The sequence below is a fragment of the Janibacter sp. CoH_79_TC_3 genome, assembly GCF_058197955.1.
Genome location: NZ_JBXWIV010000030.1, coordinates 1 through 19,813, shown reverse-complemented (window position 1 = coordinate 19,813; position 19,813 = coordinate 1). Strand labels below are relative to the sequence as shown.

Annotated in this window: 18 protein-coding genes and 1 pseudogene; 12 read left to right on the top strand and 7 right to left on the bottom strand. The window is 39.8% G+C overall.

Annotated elements, in window-relative coordinates; all coding sequences use genetic code 11:
* The first annotated feature begins 45 nt into the window (after positions 1-45).
* The gene (locus AC2FA3_RS14425; protein ID WP_490510180.1) at positions 46-504 is read left to right on the top strand and encodes a DUF2280 domain-containing protein; all 459 of its coding nucleotides are present in this window, start codon (positions 46-48) and stop codon (positions 502-504) included.
* 161 nt (positions 505-665) lie between these two features.
* Positions 666-869, top strand: a complete 204-nt coding sequence (locus AC2FA3_RS14420) for a hypothetical protein (RefSeq protein WP_490510179.1) — start codon at positions 666-668, stop codon at positions 867-869.
* Between the two features lie 1,853 nt (positions 870-2,722).
* Here the strand turns inward: AC2FA3_RS14420 and AC2FA3_RS14415 are convergent.
* Positions 2,723-3,016 carry a helix-turn-helix transcriptional regulator gene (locus AC2FA3_RS14415; protein ID WP_490510178.1) on the bottom strand — a complete coding sequence of 98 codons (294 nt, stop codon included), beginning with the start codon at positions 3,014-3,016 and terminating at the stop codon, positions 2,723-2,725.
* 231 nt (positions 3,017-3,247) lie between these two features.
* Here AC2FA3_RS14415 and AC2FA3_RS14410 point away from each other — a divergent pair, with 231 nt between their 5' ends.
* The 3 genes from AC2FA3_RS14410 (at position 3,248) to AC2FA3_RS14400 (ending at position 4,247) form a co-directional block, all read left to right on the top strand.
* Entirely contained in the window at positions 3,248-3,499 is a 252-nt protein-coding gene (locus AC2FA3_RS14410; RefSeq protein ID WP_490510176.1) for a hypothetical protein, read from the top strand.
* A 231-nt stretch (positions 3,500-3,730) separates the two neighbouring features.
* Positions 3,731-3,997, top strand: coding sequence for a hypothetical protein (locus tag AC2FA3_RS14405; protein WP_490510175.1), 267 nt, complete (start codon positions 3,731-3,733; stop codon positions 3,995-3,997).
* Positions 3,998-4,070: 73 nt separating this feature from the next.
* Positions 4,071-4,247, top strand: coding sequence for a YdcA family protein (locus AC2FA3_RS14400; RefSeq protein ID WP_490510174.1), 177 nt, complete (start codon positions 4,071-4,073; stop codon positions 4,245-4,247).
* A gap of 655 nt (positions 4,248-4,902) precedes the next feature.
* Here the strand turns inward: AC2FA3_RS14400 and AC2FA3_RS14395 are convergent.
* The 6 genes from AC2FA3_RS14395 to AC2FA3_RS14370 form a co-directional block, all read right to left on the bottom strand.
* Positions 4,903-6,879: an ATP-binding protein gene (locus AC2FA3_RS14395; protein ID WP_490510173.1), complete on the bottom strand. Its 1,977-nt coding sequence runs from the start codon at positions 6,877-6,879 to the stop codon at positions 4,903-4,905.
* A 64-nt stretch (positions 6,880-6,943) separates the two neighbouring features.
* The gene (locus tag AC2FA3_RS14390) at positions 6,944-7,324 is read right to left on the bottom strand and encodes a hypothetical protein (protein ID WP_490510172.1); all 381 of its coding nucleotides are present in this window, start codon (positions 7,322-7,324) and stop codon (positions 6,944-6,946) included.
* Positions 7,297-8,148 (bottom strand): thermonuclease family protein, encoded by an 852-nt coding sequence (locus tag AC2FA3_RS14385; protein ID WP_490510170.1) that lies wholly within the window; start codon positions 8,146-8,148, stop codon positions 7,297-7,299. Before AC2FA3_RS14385 ends, AC2FA3_RS14390 begins: the two co-directional genes overlap by 28 nt.
* An 842-nt stretch (positions 8,149-8,990) precedes the next feature.
* On the bottom strand, positions 8,991-9,638 hold the full coding sequence (locus AC2FA3_RS14380; RefSeq protein ID WP_490510168.1) for an XRE family transcriptional regulator: 648 nt from the start codon (positions 9,636-9,638) through the stop codon (positions 8,991-8,993).
* Positions 9,639-9,732: 94 nt separating this feature from the next.
* On the bottom strand, positions 9,733-10,434 hold the full coding sequence (locus AC2FA3_RS14375) for an XRE family transcriptional regulator (protein ID WP_490510167.1): 702 nt from the start codon (positions 10,432-10,434) through the stop codon (positions 9,733-9,735).
* Positions 10,435-10,934: 500 nt separating this feature from the next.
* Positions 10,935-12,009 (bottom strand): IS3 family transposase gene (locus AC2FA3_RS14370; protein WP_490510166.1). Its coding sequence is split into 2 segments (ribosomal slippage): positions 10,935-11,748 and positions 11,747-12,009, totalling 1,077 coding nucleotides; the frame shifts between segments, so codons are not numbered across the junction.
* Positions 12,010-12,094: 85 nt separating this feature from the next.
* Between AC2FA3_RS14370 and AC2FA3_RS14365 the strand changes: the two genes are divergently transcribed.
* The 7 genes and pseudogenes from AC2FA3_RS14365 to AC2FA3_RS14335 form a co-directional block, all read left to right on the top strand.
* Positions 12,095-12,562, top strand: coding sequence for a YagK/YfjJ domain-containing protein (locus tag AC2FA3_RS14365; RefSeq protein ID WP_490510164.1), 468 nt, complete (start codon positions 12,095-12,097; stop codon positions 12,560-12,562).
* Between the two features lie 565 nt (positions 12,563-13,127).
* Positions 13,128-14,009: pseudogene (locus tag AC2FA3_RS14360) on the top strand (DUF932 domain-containing protein).
* Positions 14,010-14,124: 115 nt separating this feature from the next.
* Positions 14,125-15,228: a YqaJ viral recombinase family nuclease gene (locus AC2FA3_RS14355; protein WP_490510163.1), complete on the top strand. Its 1,104-nt coding sequence runs from the start codon at positions 14,125-14,127 to the stop codon at positions 15,226-15,228.
* A 119-nt stretch (positions 15,229-15,347) separates the two neighbouring features.
* A complete protein-coding gene (locus tag AC2FA3_RS14350) occupies positions 15,348-15,707 on the top strand; it encodes a recombination directionality factor (RefSeq protein WP_490510162.1) in 360 nt (119 codons plus the stop codon).
* A complete protein-coding gene (locus AC2FA3_RS14345; RefSeq protein WP_490510161.1) occupies positions 15,646-16,266 on the top strand; it encodes a recombination directionality factor in 621 nt (206 codons plus the stop codon). The genes AC2FA3_RS14350 and AC2FA3_RS14345 overlap by 62 nt, the downstream gene beginning before the upstream one ends.
* 163 nt (positions 16,267-16,429) lie before the next feature.
* Positions 16,430-16,681, top strand: coding sequence for a helix-turn-helix transcriptional regulator (locus AC2FA3_RS14340; protein ID WP_490510159.1), 252 nt, complete (start codon positions 16,430-16,432; stop codon positions 16,679-16,681).
* Positions 16,682-16,993: 312 nt separating this feature from the next.
* A partial coding sequence (locus tag AC2FA3_RS14335; protein WP_490510158.1) for an ESPR-type extended signal peptide-containing protein occupies positions 16,994-19,813 on the top strand: 2,820 nt, incomplete at its 3' end.

Genomic DNA, 19,813 nt, shown 5'->3' with positions numbered 1-19,813 from the left:
GGTTTTACGCCCATACAGAAACTCAATCAAGCAGCTTAATTCTATTTGTTAGGTGTCTTAGGTTTGGGAGGGTTACCATCGGAAGTGGTAGATGCTGTCAATCAAGAGTTTGGAGGGCTTATTGTCACTAGGCAACAGGTGGCAAAGTATGATCCCGATAAGGCGTCAGGAGTTAATCTGTCTGATAAGTGGCAGCAGCTATTCGTAAAGCATCGCAAATGCTTTAATGATGAAATCAACTCTATACCAGTTGCCAATAAGGCTTATAGGTTAAAGATGCTTGATAATATGGTACGTGATGCTTTTGAGTCTAGAAACAGGCCATTGGTGGCAAAACTGCTAGAACAGGCAGCCAAGGAGGTAGGCGAGGTTTTCACTAATAAGCAGAAGGTTAATCATTCGTTACAGGGTAATGTAAATTCGACGACACCCAAGCCGACAGTGGTTAGGTTAACCGGCCCCTCATTATCAGACGAGCTGGCTAGAGCGATTAGCAAGGGTTAGTCATATCACTTGTCATTGCCCAACTTTGGGCAATGAATATTACCTAGAGTCCAAACCCAACCAAGACGCAATTACTTGCCAGCAGTTGCATCAGTCGTCTGCATATCAAACCAAGATGCCTAGCAAGGTATAACAATTAAACTGACATAGGAATCATCCACATGAAAGGTGTTTATTACACTACTCAAGATATTAAGCAGATATTTAGATGGGAATCCAATAGTACGGTAGCTATACGTCGTAAATCTGGATTTCTACCCGAACCTGATTTACCGGGTCGTCCTAATAAATGGCTTAAAGTTAAAATTGACGCTATTGTCGGAATCGATACTGATCCGGAATTAGATGACAGAATGATAAAATAGCAATTAGTAATTATATAAATTCTACACTGTGGAACTGGTCATGCATCAATAAAGTAGATAAATCCAAGATTGGATAGTCAATCTTGCTTGGATTTCAAGTCTAACCAAGATGCAGTAGTATTTAGCTAGAAGGCACGTACTATCGGGTTTACAACTTGATGTTGAATACCTACTTGCCAGCAGCTGCAACCCGATGCAATTGGCTACAACTGGATTCAATACATCCACAATTGGATGCAACGAGATGCGCTCAAATCTGCGCCTACCTATTCACATTTTGGAAACAACTCACTTTACGAGCATTACTCGGCAACTGAGTTATCCGGTAACTCCGGACAACTGAACTATTCTAATTTTTCTAATAGTTGCGCCAATATCGATTATGGCCAATAAATAATTCGTACCAAGGTCTCCCCAAAATTGGGGACACTTAATGGCAAATATTAAACTGCGATCGCTAATAATTATCCGTCCTCAATTTGAGGTTGGAGGTAAGGATTATTGAGCGTGGTAGGGCGTGAAGAAGTTAACGCTCTATTTAGCAATAAATGGGTGCTTGCCTGCGTGGAGGAAATCACCACACAGATAGATTAATACCTGCGTCACTGAAATCGTGATACAGATTACTTTTAGTAGATGCCCCCAAGTTTGGGGGCATCTACTAGCCAATCACAATAAATTGAAAGCTATCCAAAATTGGGGTAATTTAGTCGGCGTAAGCCTATCCCTATCCTGCAATCAAACAAAACAGGTAAAAACGAAGCTGAACCACTTAGATAAGAGCCTTAGGTTGTTTGGCCTCTTGCTGCCTTAGAAAACCTTATATTGAGAGTGAATCACCACCACAGCTTACGTTCAAATACGTTCAAGGGCTAAAAGGTAAGGACTACGGGGTTTATGGACTCGGTACGAATACCTAAGGCGGCAGTCAAAACCTGTAAAAACTTATTATTCAAAATGCAATTGATGTAGGAGGCAGCAGGCAGGAAGCAAGGAAGTGAGGAAGCAGAAAAGGCAAATTATAAATATTGGAATAATCCGAAAGCTTTATTTGGCATAGCTGTCATAGGAATAATAAAATAATGAGGAAGCAAGAAATAGAATAATCTTGCCTGCTTTCTCAATGCTGGCAAGGGTAGCATCTAGAATGCGGCCCTTGGTTTGGTAGTGACCTCTCTCACGAAGGCTACCGCATTACACGGTAACGCTGATACAGGCCCTTTATTATCAAGGTTCCGCATTTGAAGTGCGGAATTGACCCACCATTAATAACTAGCCAGCAGGCAGCTGATTGTAGTTGTCCAATCACCACTGGTGATTGGAATGAGCCACCTAAAGGCCCATGTTATTAAACATCCTCAATCTGAGGAATTCACGCTACCCCCACTGGGGGAAGTTAAGACATACGAGCGTGCGTAAATGCACACTCTAAAAGATGCGTCCGCATTTGGACATATCGATTAGTGGTGGTCCGCCCCCCCCAATGGGGGATAGACTATTACGTCATTGTTTCCTAGCCCTGCCCAAAGTTGAGCAGGGGTAAGATACATAAAACACTAGATGCAAAATAGTCTAGGTGAACTGATTTCGGCTGTAATTCCGTTCGAGAAAAGAGCGGATTATAAGGGTCGGATTTCAAATCCAACCCTTCCCCGAGTTTGGGGAGGGGGCGATAAGGTTCATCGTTATGATGAACGGTCTTAGACTTCCTCAAATTGAGGATGTCGAGAGCTACTAAGGCATGCTCAATTTAATGAAGGCTGGCGAGTTGATAGCACCGTCCAATTATGGATAGTGGTATAGGGTTCGACATGATGTCGAACCCTATTCGTTATTAAAGATGTTAATCAGGATTAAAGGTCTAATAAGTTGCGTATGTCACGCATGCGCCAATACGGCTTGCCATTAATGCGTTTAGGTTGAATAGGTCCATTGCCTTGACTGCACCAATTGCGCACCGTGGAAACGCTATAACCGAGCATACTTGCACAGCGGATGTGATCAACGTGTGGGGTGCCTGCATAAATGGCGGTATGAACCAATTTTTCACCATCATAGCGCAATACCTCATAAGCCCATTTGACGAGCTCATGGCCACGCTTACCACTAGCTTTTAATTTTTCGATATCAATTTCAATCGTTGCCATAATCTATCACCTTATAAGCCAGTAATTTAATGAGGTTTGCCATGATGGCTAGCACTATTTGCGATTATAAATATTAATTGACTAATAAAAAACCCGTTCAATGGCGGGTTGGGTAATACTTACATGTATTAAACTGCAAGAAACACTTATCTTAGCTAAAATTTTGCAGCTGGAATGAAGTACGTAGTGAAATTAAAGGACTAAAAACTAAATATTATTAAGGTTTCTCACATGAGTAATAAGTTATTAGGGAATGAACTAACTCGTGCCATGCTAGAACGTGGTGATGAGCAAGTGTGGTGCGCCGTAAGCAATGAGAGTCATGAGCACGCTATGGCGACTATTAGAGATATCAACGGTGACTTCATCATGCATATTGTAGGTTTCGAAAATAGTTGCTTCCTTTGTAAGGAAGGCGGCACTTGGAAGTATGCGGTACCCATTAAAAAAACCCCACTGACTCAAGATGAAGTAGGGCTATAAACAAGTACTACTGTAGATAATTCCCCACCTGATTTTATTGTTTTGAATAAAAAGAATTGTTACTTTAAATATAAAGTAGCAATCTTTTTTATATTCAATTATAAGAATATATAATGTAGAATATTAAGAGAATTGCATTTGCGAAGTTGCCATAAACGAGCTATCAAAAAACTTTTATGTATTTTTACTTGTTTAGGTTAATAGTTACAGGGATGGTTAGGGGTTTACACAATGAGTAAAATACTCGAAGGTAGTGAGCTAACTATAGCAATGCTAAAAGATGGGCATAAAGAGATATGGTGCGTGGTAGATGATAGTTGCGATCAAGAGACTATGGCAAACCTAGCAAATAATGATTTTACTGCTCATATCGTATCATATGAGGATGGTATGTTTTATTGTGCAGCTGGTATGGCTTGGGCGTGCGCGGTACCAATAAAGATAGTCGCAATGACTGCGTCTGATGCAAGACTTCGATTACCAACAAACATTAGTTAGATAGTTATTGATTAAAGGCAGCATGCAGTGCTATGGTCGAATTTATATTATTCGATTATTAAGGTGGTAGCCTATGAAGCTTTGGTCAGCGTTTGTTGTATCTATGATTATGATGGCGCCAGTCATGCAGGCGAATGCTCAGAACACACCTTGCTCTAAAAGCATGGGCGGTGTATCGCATTGCCAAAATGGTAAGTTTGTTTGTAATAACGGTAAGATTAGTCAGTCTAAGAAGACTTGTACCGGTTGAGGAGGGTTTCAACATTATGCTAAATAAAATAGGTTGGCTTATGTTGTATGGCTTTCGTGGCCTTATTCGCGCATTGCCTATTCTCTTATTATCGATGGTATTAACTTTCATTAATAGTAGGCTATACCTAGTTGCGGATGTAGGTTTTTTGGTATCTCTGCTTATTTATATATCAAACGGTCTCACTATAGTTGCGTTAGGAGCATTAGTTTTTGCAGCTTTTGTGTGGATAGATACTTGGATAAGTGATTATCGGTCTGACTATTTACCCAATTGGATTCGAAAAGACTTATATTAAGTAATAAAAAACCGCCAATAAGGCGGCTTTTTTTTGTCTGGAATATCACTCAATACATAGGGTTAAAATAGACTGATAGTCTACATAATTATGATCATAGTGGCAGTGGTTAAAGCAATTATGACAACAGCCGCTACTAAGAAAGGGGATTTCAATTGAGGCATATTTAATTCCTAGTGATTAATCTACGGATTCTATACCTGTTTGTTAAAAACCTTATGTGAATTTATGGACTAAGCAGTGAGCTATTATGTGTGGCGGATTGGGTGAAAGTGTAGGTAATAAAAACCCGCTTAGTAGCGGGTTGGCTAGTGATTAAATAGCAAAAGAAATAAGCTTTTTAAAAAGGTCTTTCGATCAGGTTGGTTGTTCTTGGTTTTGTAATATATCTATCAGTTGCTCTGAACTCACATCCGTATAATCAGGAAGTCTTGGTTTTAGCTTATCTAATAGGTAGCTATGTGATAGCTCGTGTTCGTCTAATATCGAGAACCAGTCACGCACATAACTTTTTATCCTGTTATCTTTAGATACTAATCCATTTTCTTGATGGATTTTTAAAGAGTCAAGAGCTCTTGTTATATAGGTGTCATCTTTTGAGATCTTTCGACCTATAAGAATAAGTTCAAATCTCATGCGGTCACTAGATCCAAATGACGGATGCTTACTTATTATTTCAGCGTAATCTTCTAGCTGTCTAAGGTGTTTTTTACTTAGAGAGATTCCGGGTCTTTTTATCTCGATTATCACGCATTTATAAATTTTATTATTACTCTCATCATAACTAACGTTTTTACTGGCTAGAAATAAATCTACTTGTCTTTTAGCTCCTTCTATATTTACATCTTCCTCTAAATCCTCAATTGATATATCGTCAATATCTTTTACCTTATCTCTAAGATTTCTAGCTACTTTATTAAAATTATCTTCTTCGGCACCAATAAGAGAGTACTGGTCGCCAAACAACCAGCTATTTCTTTCAATAACTTTTTGTAAGTCAGGAGTTTCAAGAACATCGTGGTATTTACTTTCCATAACTTCTTTGAGCATTTTAACAGTGCTAAGTCGTTTAGTTACTTCTTCTACAGTACTAATTATATTTTCTAAACTAGAATCTTTGATCACTTTGGATAACCTATTCAATCCTTCATCGTTTAGGTCTAGTATATCATCTAGTATATCTAGTAAAGAGTCATTTTCATTTGAAACTACTATTTTGTCTAATAATCTTATTAGTATTTTTGCTGGTCTATCTTTAATGGAATTAAAAAGTGTAGGATCTGCTACATACATTTCTTTAATAATAATTTTGATATTTTTTTCTCGCCATAAGTTATAGCTATGATCCACACCTTTGTTTATTAAAAAAAATCCCTTTTCTTCATATTTCTCAATTAAGTTGTTTGCTTTATTTCTTAAAAATTCTATATATAATTCTTGCTGCACTCTTAAAATTTCATCTTTTACTTCAGACCAGTTAACTACTTCTGAGCTCATCTCTATCAGATCTAGGTCTTGACTGTTGAAAAGTTCTGATTTTAAAATAGTACTAAGATAGAAGTCTGGTTTTTGATTAAACTTACTTAGCTCTTTTAATTTTATAGTTCCACTATCTGAAATATAGTAATTATAAGATTTTTCAGACGATGGTTTGTCAGTCCATAAGTAAAATTTAGCATCAAATACCAAGTTATTAACTTTGAAATTGTGCTCTGTTAATATTGCGTGAGGTATTGTTATATCTATATTATTGAAACATATGATTGTATTTTCTTTAATAGCAAGATACCAGCCAAATTCTATAGAAAGATACCTTCTTATATCTTCTTCTATTGGTAGATTTTCTTTACCATTAAAACCAAGTAATTCAATAGTAGTTCCAGACTCCTTGCCTAATAAGTAGTTTTCGATATCACTGGTGAGTACAACAGTATCAAAATCTTCTAACACTTCACTGTTAATACTGGTTTTGTACATAATACTATTAAATTTCGTGTGCCATACTGCATCATTACATATTTTATGAAAGCTAAACCTTCCTACGCCATCTTTACCATGAGTGTGTATGGAATTTTTCTTTTCAGAGTCGTCATATTTATTAAAACCACAATCTTCACTATCAAAATCTATACCCTTACCGTTGTCGGAAATTAAAATTTTTATTATTCCATCTAAGTCATTTCTATATATATTAACATCTACTCTGTCAGCTCCAGCATCGAATCCATTCCATACAAGTTCATATATAGCTTCAATACGGTTAAAGTTTTTAAACTTCTTTTTGATTGACGGTGTGGTTACTTTCACTGAGCTTTTAACGGTCTTAACTGCCATTGGTTTCTCCAAGGAAAATATCGTACGATATATAATTTTCTAAAAAATTTTTCAATATTTTTATTTATTGACGACACGCCTTCAGCCCAACCTCTCTAGCCTCACTCAAGTCAGCACCTTGCTTGATGCTATAGGGGACATTTGGAGTCATATCTGCCTGCTTCAGAGATTTAGCCGCAGCCTTATTGAGTGGCGTACCAATATAAGACTCATCAGTAAATTCGACAGGATGAAAATATACAGAAGGCCCATACTCTGGGTGAGTAATACATACAATTTCGCCCGGTACGGTAAATGGATAGGCCGTATAGTGTTCGCCATACCAATCACTTTCATTTACTGTCACAAAGTCAGTGCTATGATTATTATCTTGTGCGGATGTGCATGCAGCTATGGATAGAGCTGCTGCTACGCTAATTAACCACCTGAGCATATCGACTCGCATGGCACACCGTCCTTGTCGCCATCAATCTGTGTATTACCACATAGAAGTTGCTGTTCAGCTTCTACGCACGTTGTTATCTGACTACAGGTTTTCTTGATAAAATTGCTGCAGATAGAGCCGGTAGGTGGCAATGGGATAATAGTGTCAGAACCACTGGAAGCACCTGCACTAGGTTTGCTATAGCACTTGCTAACACCTTTTGATGGCAAGCGATCGTTATTAAAATTGAGGTCAGAGCTGTTTTTACCGCTTCGATAATCGGATGGCTTTATAGGATATCGATTTGCCCACAAGCCCCTACCATTCGAACGCGCTACAATCTCAGCGTTGGCATACTCAATGCGATCATAAGGTGTCTGGCTACTCTGATATTCCTTGTAATGCCAAGCTGCACCTTTTTGTAATTGGTTCAAGTTGCAGTCAACATTATTGGCAATGACCTTACCAAGCAGTCGATCATATCTATCTCTTTCAGTCCACTGGATAGTAACAATCGCATTTTTTACACACTGAGATAAGGCTGTCGTGCTTTCTGTTCCATACTCTTGCGCCGATTCTGGCGCATCAATACCTAGTAAACGTACGCGCTCGCTTTGTCCTGATGCTTGAGTAACCTCAACCGTATCACCATCGATGACACGTGTCCCAGTGACATTCAGCACATTAGGTTCATAGCATTTGGTTGTATTACCACTGTTAGAGCCAGTGTTGCCACCGACAACGCCAGTAGAGCCCATAGTGGCGTCTCTCATGGCGTCAATATCATCATAGCCACCGCATGCACTTAGCGCCAATGCCAAACATACAGCCAATAGCTTTTTCATAACCAAATACTCGATAAAGTTAAATAACCCAACTTTAACCGATTAGTGAGATTTGAGCAACATCGGTGAGCGCCTATAAGCTACGCTAAGCTATTAATTATAGATGTTGATCATTATATTTATAGTTGCTGGCATGTGGACGTTTTAATATCGAATGCTTGCCACACGAGTAGCTACCACAGCTGCAAGCGTGATAAATATGTGAATGTTAGAGAATGATTTTTTAGCCTTTAGAAGTGTACTTAGTGAGCTTGAATATAAGTGAGTAGGGTAAAGGTCTCATAAGAAATTACAAAATATTATCGAGGTAGTGCAATGGGATTATTGAATATTTTTAACGAAAAACGATTGTTGGTATTATGGTTGGTATCGTCTTATTCTGAATTTTATATATTTATATAAATCAATGCTTTACGTGTATAGTTTAGTTTCCGCCATCTCCACCACTTACAATAAGTAACAAAGAAGTAATAAAGTAGAAATAATTAGTAGTAAGTAAACCCCTTATAGCAAAAAGCTCTAAGGGGTTTTTTATTACCTTAAATTCCACTAAAAAACACTTATTATCCTAATGAAAATTTCTGTAAAGCGCATAATGACACACCATGCGTACACTGCTATGTACACCAAAATGTACAAGTTACTTACAGAGCTCTAAGTAGAAGCTTAATACATCTGTACTGCATTTCAATATATTTACATCCAAAAGACCACAGGCTTATGCCAGTGATAGAGTAGAGATAATGTTAATAAGTCTTTATAAGTTCATTACTTTTTTAGGCATAAAAAAGCTGCTTAACATAAGCAGCTCAACAATTTTGTAGATTGGACTTTTATTTCTATTATAGGATGCCGCCTCGCCAAACTATACGGCCTTGTATATCAATCTCATTGATTTCGTCAATACTAACATCAAAGTCGGGATAGGCGTTTTTATCAGGGTTATCAGAACGCAACAACCATCCTTTAGGTGTATAGAGAAATCGCTTCAAAAATATAGTTCCATTAATAGAAATTAAATATAACTTGCCATTTTTAGGAATGTTATCCAACGTGTTCAGTATTAATGTTTGTCCATCTTCTATAGTTGGACTCATTGCCGTGCCTATAGCTTTTATAACTCCCAAATATCGAGACTCAGGAAGTTTATGAGAACTTAAAAATTCACGTGAAAATGGCATGTCATCTGCTGTTCCTATATTGTTATTATCAATACTTATATGTTCTATAGGGTATCGGGGAATCAATACGACATTACTAGTTATTAGGTATTCGTCTACTGTATCTGGATTAGCCTTGCCATATAAAAGTTCTCCAGCATTCATTTTAAATAGTTCCGCTATATCTATAATGAGGCTGCTAGATTTAGTGACATTTCTCTCGATTTCAGATATGGCAGCTTGAGTAACACCTAGCTTATTAGCTAAAACTGTTTGTGACCACTGCAATTTTTTACGCTCTTTTTTAACTCTATCGCCTACTGCTTCCAATGACAATTCCTTAATGATGGTAAGTTATATATTTTAGAGTGTTAATCAAGATTTTATAGACTCTATCGACTATAAGAATTTAAATATATGTCTGTCATAAGATACCACCACGCCAAACTATGCAACCTTGAATATCAATATCGTTTATTTCCTCAGCGCTGAATTCAAAATCAGGGTAGGTGCTTTTGTCAAAGTTGTCAGAACGCAATAACCATCCTTTAGGTGTAAATAAAAAGCGCTTAATGAATAGAGTGTTATTTAGGCATATTAGGTAGACCTTTGAGTTTTTAGGTTTATTATCAAGCATATCTAATATTAGCGTTTCATCATCCTCTATGGTGGGACTCATTGCATTGCCTTTAGCTCTCATTACAACGAGTAGATGTGTTTTATGCAATTTATATGTTTTTAGGAGGTTATGTGAAAAGGAGATAGCATCGTTTGGCTGTATGTCATTACTATCGATGTCGTCACTGTATATTGCATTAAAATCATAAGGTGTTATCAGAATGCTATCACTGGTTGCAATTTCACCTTCTATACTAGTACCTTGTTCTTTGTAGATAACACTTGTTTTACCGTCGGAAAAATACACTGCATCGACCTTAAGTGCCTTTGCGAGTGGTACAGCTAAACCTGTTGACTTTATTATACCCCTTTCAATCTCAGAAATAGTTGCTTGTGATACACCTATCATCTTTGCTAGGTCTTTTTGTGACCACTTTCTTTTTTTACGCTCTTCTTTAACTCTATTGCCTATCGTCTTAATATCGGTCGGTTGTATATTATTTTTCAAAATATTTTAATCCACTAATTTAGTTTCAAGAGTCTTTGTTAGTAATGGTCAATAAATGATATTTGAGCTCAAAGTGGTATGTAAGAAAAATGCATCATTCTGGCATATTTACTTTGAAAATAAAGAACATTATTCGATTTTCGTGCGTACACCAATTGTACACCGTGAGCTTAAATTAACACAATACTCTTATATATCAACGCCTATAATGCAGTAATTCAACTCCCGCTATCTCCACCAAATATTAAAAATCCGATCACTTAATGTGGTCGGATTTTTTTGGTTTAAATTCATTACTAAGTTTAGAATGTGAAATTCTAATTAGAATAGAGTGATGATTAACCTATCTAGTGGGTTTGCAAAGACAAGAAAAGTGCTATTTTCTTAAAATATTTTTTATAAGAGGAAATAAGGGAGTTATGAATAAAAAAACCTATAATAAGAAAAAGGCTTCTGACCCCTGGTGTCAAATCCGTAGACTCAAACTTGGGAGATTCTAATTACGCAGCCTGACGATAATAATCAAACCACACCTGTCTTGGCGATTTATAGCCCAAGCCCTTTTGAATTCTCGTTTGGTTGTAGTACAAATCGATATATCTAATGATATCGGTAATGGCGGCAAATCTGATCTTATAATCTTGATTATATATTAACTCATTCTTTAATACGGCCCAGAAGCTCTCTATAGGTGCGTTATCAAAGCAGTTACCTTTAGCGCTCATTGAGCCTGCAAACTGATGTCGCTTGATAATCTTGTGATACGCATGGCTACAATATTGACTGCCTCTATCATAGTGAACTATTAGCCCTTTGCTGGGACGTTTTTTCTTGATTGCTATATTGAGTGCACGGCATACTAGATCTGCTGTCATGCGTTTATTAATGGCATAGCCAACCAGCTCTTTAGTGTATAAGTCTTTGACTCCAGCTAAGTACAGCCAGCCCTCATTTGTCCAGATATAGGTGATGTCACTGACCCAAGACTCATTAGGATGCTTAGCATCAAACTGCTGGTCGAGCACGTTCGGATAGACCAGCTTATTGTGATTTGAGTCTGCTGTAATTTTAAAGCGCCTGTGGCGACGGCATTTAATGTTATGTTCCTCTTTAATGCTTCTAACCATGTATAGGCTAATATCATGGCCTTGCTCTGTTAGCTGGGCATGCAAACGCTCATAACCATAACGTTCTTTACTTTCACTGTGAGCGGCTTTAACTAGTAGCTTACAACGGTTGCGATGTATCTGCTGATTGTCTTTAATAAAGGCGTACCTGACTAGCTGTGCTTGGCGAAGTACGTCGTCGCCTTTTTAATATCTCTCGCTTCTCTTCGGCAACTTTAAGCTGTCGTTTGAGGCGCTTGTTCTCTTCTAGAACAGCTGTAAGCTGTGGATCATAGTGCTCAGTGCCTACAAGCTTGCCTTGATTAGCTTTGTTATGCCAGTTCGATAAGGTTTGAATGACTATACCGAGCTGCTTTGAGGTAGCTGAAATATTGCCATTGTTATCAGCTACCTTCTTGACGGCTTCGGACTTAAATTCGTCACTGTAGGTTCTTACTTTCTTGGTCATGGTAAACTCCTCTTTGAGTCGTTAGTTTACCAAGTTTATCTCTACAGTTTCTTCAGCATAGCTCATAGCTCAGTTCAACAATCATATGAAAAAGCTTAGAGAGCTTATCAGTAACAAGAAATCGTACTTCAAATGTTTACAAGGATATGCCTGGGCATTAGAACAAGGGGGTAAATGTGGTGGGTTTCATTGTCACTTAATACTAATATATGACGGAGCAAGACGTGAAGGTGATTGCGCTTTGGCTATAGAGATTGGTAAGAAATGGAAGGCTATAACAGAAGGGCATGGAACTTATTACAACTGTAACAGTAATGATTATAAGAAAAAGCACCAAGTAAAAGATGATTTTGGTAATGATCGATTAGGCGTCGGTATGATCCATCGTAATAACCTACGTCAGATTGAAAATGCGGTTTACGTAACGTTATATTTAACCAAGCTTGATAAGAAAGATCAGCACTTAAAAGTATGGCTTCCTAGCATGCGTACCTTTGGTCATGGCACCTACCGTACAAAGAAGCGTCGAGGATTACCGGGCATAGCAAACTAATTTCAAATACATACTACTGTCATGAGCTTGAGCATTAGCGTCTTAATGCTCATCCTTACTCAACATCAAAGGCCTGCCTCGCGCAGGATTTTTTTATGCGCGCAATAAGGAGCCCTTATGAAACCCCTATGTCCACGCTGTCAGTCATCTGCTGTTTATGTGATGACTGATGGTACTAATATCAGCTTATTGATGAGCTGTTATCACCTGCTGCACTGATCGGTCTTGGTGTCAGTCTATGCAAATAATTCAAAGTACATCCTGTGATCGTTGTGGTTGCAGGTACTGCGATCGCAACTGTCATTGAGCTTGCAAAGCCTCATAGCGCTTTACCCATGCTAGTCAATAATCAGCATCGCTGTGATGACTGTATGCACGTTTTCTCAACCATCAACTAATGAATCATTGCATTACTCAATGCTTATAAACAATCAAACCTAAAAGGAAATTAATCATGGCACATTTAATCGAAAATATGGCTTTTGTTGGTGAGACATCTTGGTACGGCTTAGGTAGCCAGTTGCCAAAGAATCAGCCTATCGAGGTATAGGCAAAGGAAGCTGGTATGGATTGGCGTATTGAATCATCGGACGTCAGCTACATGGCAAGCAATGAAAAAGGGCAAAGCCTGATCATGCCTTTCGACAGCAATAAGGTGCTGTATCGCTCAGATAACCTAGAGCCGTTATCGGTTGTCAGTCAACGCTATCAAGAAGTACAGCCGCGTGAGATTCTAGAGTTTTATCGTGATCTCACTGAACAATCACACTTTGAGCTTGAAACCGCAGGCGTCTTAAAGGGCGGTCGTAAGATGTGGGCACTCGCTCGTACTGGTCAGTCTATGACTATCAAAGGCGGTGATGTCAGTAGTGGCTACCTTCTACTTGCAACCGCTTGTGATGGCACGCTTGCGACCACTGCACAGTTTACCAATATCCGTGTGGTGTGTAATAACCCCTTAGCCATTAGCCTCGCTGACGGCTAAGGAGGCGTGGTGAAAGTACCGCATAGCACATCCTTTGATGCGGACAAGGTCAAGCAGCAATTAGGCGTTTCTGTTCAGCAGTGGAATGAGCACATGTATGAGATGAAGCAGCTTACCCAGCGCCGTGTGACCCAAGCAGAAGCGACTAATTATCTGAACCGTGTCTTCAACGATCAGGACAGTGACATCATTCTGTTTAACAGTGCTAAGAAAGAAAAAGATGCGGTGCCCAATGCCCGTGCCATGAATCAGGTGATGAACATGTTTAACGGTCAAGGTCGCGGTGCGGATTTAGATTCAGCGCGTGATACAGCCTATGGCTTACTGTCGGCAATGACAGAGTACGTGGACCATGAGCGCCGTGCCATGTCGACAGATCACAGGCTCGATTCTGCTTGGTTCGGTACAAGGGATAAGCTGAAAGACAAAAGCTTAGAGGAAGCCTTTGCACTGATTGCTTAAAGATTATTAATACGTTCAATAAATTAAACCACGCTTTCGAGCGTGGTTTTTTTATGCCGTTTGTTTCTCATTAATCAGTAACCAACCAACAACCAATTTAACGAAGGAATATATCATGAACATGATCGCATTAAGCACCCATACTCAGCCAAGACAGGCTAAGCGTACTACCGTGAAGCGTAAACCAGCAGTGGTGAAAACCAAGCAGGTTGACACCATTGATAAACCTGCTCAGTCGAATACTGCAACCACGGCTAAGCGTTTGGTCAATACCAAATCTTTGAGCCGTGAGGACTGGCTAAAGTTTCGTAAGCAAGGTATTGGCAGTTCTGATGCAGCAGCAGCCTGCGGTATCCATCCGTATTTATCCATGCTTGAGCTATGGATGATTAAGACCGGACGCATGAACTCAGATACCGATGAGAGTATTGAAGGTTATTCGCCTTTATACTGGGGCAATACCTTGGAGCCGATGGTGGCTAAATATTATCAACAGCATACTGGCAATAAGGTGCGCCGCGTAAACGATATCTTGCAGCATCCTGATTCTGACAAACACTTTATGCTGGCTAACTTAGACTATGCAATTACTGGAAGTGATGAAGTACAAATCCTTGAGTGTAAAACCGCAGGAGAGCATGGTGCCAAGCTGTGGAAACATGGCGTCCCCTTGTATGTCACTTGCCAAGTACAGCATCAGTTAGCGGTCACGGGTAAACAGACAGCTCATATCTGCGTGTTAGTCTGTGGGCATGAGGCTAAGATATACAAGGTTGAGCGTGATGAGCGCTTGATTGAAAGCATCATAGAGCACGAGCGTCTATTCTGGCAGTATGTGGAAACCGACAAACCACCAACCCCTAATCATTCTGAATCCGCAGCAAGAGCATTAAAGCTGCTTTATCCAACACCAAAGCCCTCAAGTAAGGTTGATCTGCGAGATGACGAAGGTGCCAACAAGTTATTTGAGCAACTGCTGAGTTATCGTGATTACATGCAAGAGTTAGAGCAGCGCCATGATCAGGTGAAGCACCAGCTGCAAAGCTTAACTCAAGATAATGAGATGGCCGTATTCGAGAAAGGGGCTATTTCATGGAAGCACTCGAAAAACAGTGTCGGTCTTGATGGTAAAGCCGTCATTAAAGCGCATCCTGAATTACTCGCGCAGTTTAGTAAAACCCGTCAAGGTAGTAGACGCTTTGTTGTCTTAAACGATTAAGCCGCTATCTATTCAATCAACACACAGACAAACCAAAGCAAGCGCATAATCGCCCACCTATTACAGGTGGGCTTTTTTATGGCTAAACACATTCTATTAAACATATAAGGAATATCACCATGATTAAAGGTCTAACGATAACCCCGCCCGTACTTGGTCGTATCAGCATTGGACGCGTGATTAATAAAGACGGCAAACGTCTCCCTGCTAAGGACGACCAGTTCACTATTACCAGCCAAATCCAAAACAAGGATGGCTGGATCAAACATCCACTTGATGAAAAGCTACGTGCAAAGAGTGACGGTAAGCTTCGGCAAATACCGGTACGCATGCTATTTAATAATCCTGAATTAAATCTACGAGCTGAATACACCTTGTTCGATAGACAAACTGGCAGACCGCTATGCGTGGGTGACGGTGAGCAATGTCAGCGCCGCACAAGCAATGGCGTTGAACAAGCTACCATGTCCATCACCTGATCGCTGTCCACTGGCGCAAGGCGGCGCTTGTAAGCCTTACGGCAGACTGTACGTGAATCTGTCTGAGGACGATGAGCTGGGCACGTTTATCTTTCGCACGACTGGCTTTAATAGTATTCGCACATTGGCAGCAAGGCTAAGCTACTTTGCTGCAGTGTCAGGCAACAAGCTGTCGTATCTACCATTGCAATTAACCTTGCGAGGGAAAAGCACGACGCAAAGCTATCGCACACCAATTTACTTTGTCGATTTAACGCTGCGTGATGGGGTGACGCTTAAAGATGCGGTATTTAATGCACAGTCAATTGATAGTGAGCTTAGCGAACACGGATTTGATCAGGCAGCATTAGAGACAGCGGCGAAGCTTGGCTATGTGAACTCAGCCTTTGAGATTGATAATGATGAGGCGTTTACAGTGGTGGAAGAGTTTTATGCAGTCGAGACAGGCGATTCTGGTCAACATCAAGATGAGCATGGGCACTTGAACCATGGCTTAGCCAATCATGACATGACTAGCATTGAGCAGGGATTACGGCAAAGCGTGACGGCAGTGAGCTAGTAAATCGAGCCAGTCATAAAAAAGGAGCTGAGTCATTGAGCTCCTTTTTTTTATTAGCTGTATCAAAAGCTAACCGTAGGACGGCATGGGATGCAGTAAAAAATTATAGGACTCGGTAAGTATATGAGGGGAAACGCTCTCATTTACTTATAAGGAGCAAATCGTGGAAAATTTGAATGCAACACAACCAATAGTCGAGCAATGTAATCATATAACGCAACTACTGAGTATCAAAGATGTTGGTCATTACACCGGTCTTAGTCGTTCTACAATTTACGAGATGGTCAATGAAAAATCTGATCGTTACGACCCAACGTTTCCTAAGAAGGTACAATTGACACAGGTGAGAGTAGTGTGGGTAGCAAGTGAGATTGCAGAATGGATTAATACTAAGATTGACGTAAGACCAGCTTAGTCAGTGGATCAGCCGCTTTACTTCAAAGTGAGGCGGCTATTTTTTATTATAGTTAGATGCTCTATGAATCGCACTAGATAGCCTTCTAGCCAGACGTTTATATATCTCTTATTTTAAGTTATCAGAATATATTAGATACGACTAATGACTAAACCTTTTCGCGTCATAAAACATCTCATAACTTGGTAAATATTCAACATATAATTCGTTTAAGTAATATTCAATAATTTAAATATAGCAACTCTATTTAAAATCGTAATATACTAATCAAAGGAAGTTAATTGATAGCCTACAAGGATGAGGGGAATTGTTATGAATCATATTTACCGTATTGTATTTAATCACTCCTTAGGAGTTTACCAATGTGTATCTGAGCTGGCTAAAGCTGGCGGTAAGTCATCTGGACGCTCGGCTACTAGTCATAGACAAGCAGGAGTGGTCTTATCTACCTTATCAATAACTGTATTGGGTATGCTTTCGATAAGCAGCGTACAGGCAACTACTTATAACAATGGTCAGACAACAGTAATAACCACAAACCCTTATCTAGTGACTAATGACATTGTAGAAAATGTAAACACTGTCTTACAGACTTCTGATGCAATCGTTGGTCAAACAAGCTCCGGTACATTGATTATCCGCAATGAGGCTAAAGTTGATTCGGATAATATAATTATTGGAAACCAACTCGGGGCGGATGGCAAACTGACCGTTACCGGTACCAACTCGACACTGATTGTTGATGATTTGGCTATTGGAAATAAGGGTAAAGGAAGTGCAACGATTGAAGATGGGGGCTTAATACAAGCGACGGCTGTTGCCTCTATTGGTGCAGCAAAAGGTGGCGAAGGCAAGTTACTAGTTACTGGTACCGACTCGAAACTGATCGTTGATGATTTTTTGGATGTTGGGTTTGAAGGTAAAGGAAGTGCTACGATCATCAATGGAGGCTTAGTACAAGCGGTCGGTGTGGCTGTTGGTCAAGATATAGATAGCCAATCTGACTTGACCGTTACGGGCACCAACTCGAAATTGGATACCGAGCAGTTGTATATCGGAGGAGTAGGTAAAGGAAGCGCAAAGATTGAAGATGGCGGATTAATACAAGCGAAAAATGTTTCTATTGGCGAGAAAACAGGTAGCGAAGGTGATTTGACCGTTACTGGCATCAACTCAACACTGAGTGCTTATGATTTGGCTATTGGAAATGAAGGTAAAGGAAGTGTCATTATTTCCAACGGTGCATCCGCCATTGTTGATGGTTCATCACTCCAAGGTGATATTTTTATGAGCCTTGGTCGCCAAGTCTCTGGCGAAGGGGATTTGACTGTCACCGGTGCTAACTCGACACTGAGTGCTAAGGAGTTGTTGATTGGACATCAAGGTAAAGGAAATGCAACGATTGAAGATGGTGGATTAGCACAAGCGACGGCTATGACTATTGGTAACAAAAAAGGTAGCGAAGGTAAGCTAACTGTCACTGGTACCAACTCGAAATTGAGTGTCGGTGATTATTTGGAGATCGGATATGAAGGTAAAGCCAGTGCCACTATTGCAAATGGGGGGTCAGTACAAGCGGGTGTTATGTCTATTGGTTCAGAAATAGGTAGCGAAGGGGATTTGACCGTTACTGGTGCCAATTCGCAATTGGTTGCTGAAGAATTATTTATCGGTTTAGAAGGAAAGGGAAGTGCAATAATTAAAGATGGGGGATCAGTATTCGCGAATGGTACTCTTATTGGTGAAATAGTAGATAGCGAAGGCAGTTTGATCGTTACGGGTATAGATTCAAAATTGAATACTAGTTATTTTGTAGTCGGAGCTGAAGGCAAAGGAAGTGCCGTTGTTGCCGAAGGGGGATCAATACAAGCGAATGGTCTTTTTTATATTGGTGAATACATAGGTGGGGAAGGTGATTTGACCGTTACCGGCACCAACTCGACACTGTTTGCTAATTCTTCGTTGTATATTGGAAATGCAGGTAAAGGTAGCGTAACGATTGCCGATGGGGGCTTAGGACAAACGTTTTTTGTTAATATTGGTGTAGAAGAAAATAGCGAAGGAGATTTAACCGTTACCGGCACCAACTCCAAACTGACCAATCGTAATTTATTAGTCGGAACTAAAGGCAAAGGTAGCGTAACGATTGCCAATGGGGGATTAGTACAAACGGATATTATGTATATGGGTGGCGAGGAAAATAGTGAAGGCAATTTGACCGTTACCGGTACCAATTCAAAAATAAGTGTTAGTGATTCTTTGAATATTGGAAACGGGGGCAAAGGTAGTGTAACGATTGCTGATGGAGGCTTAGCACAAACGGTTAGTGTTTCTGTCGGTAGGAGCGAAAGCGAAGGTGATTTGACCGTTACCGGTACCAATTCAAAATTGAATGTTGAGAACTTATCTATCGGTGACGGAGGTAAAGGCACTTTAAGCATTATCGACAATGGAGTAGTAGTAGCTAGAAATGTTAAACGAGATTTTGACTCTACATTATCAGTGATTAACTTTGATAAAGGAACCTTGCAATTAGCCCAATCTTCATCCTCGTTACTATTCAATAACTTTACTGCTGACAATACTATCAACCTAGCTAGCCGTGGCGGTACCATTGATACCAATAACTTTAATGTCTCTGTATTTGATGATGCCAGAATTACCGGCATTGGTGACTTTACTAAAGCCGGCACTGGTAAGTTGTCAATGAACAGCAGGACAAAAGCATGGACGGGTAATACCAATATAAACCAAGGTGTGTTGGAACTAAATGGTGACTACATCATGCGAAATGGTGAGGTCTTAGGCATAGGACTAAACAGTGCGACTGACTACGGTCAATTAAAGGTTAGTAGAAATGCCGATATTAGTAAAGGCACACTCATGGTCAATGCCTCAAATGCAGTACAAAACCTAACTGGCAGTCCAATATGGAATAATGTCATCTCCGCTAGTAGTCTCAACAGTGAGTTTTCTGCAGTTAATGATAATAGTCCATTAGTAGGTTTTGTAGCTGACTATAGCGATGCTAATACTGTACATTTAAGAATGGTAGCGCCAACGCCAACGCCAACGCCAACGCCAACGCCAACGCCAACGCCAACGCCAACGCCAACGCCAACGCCAACGCCA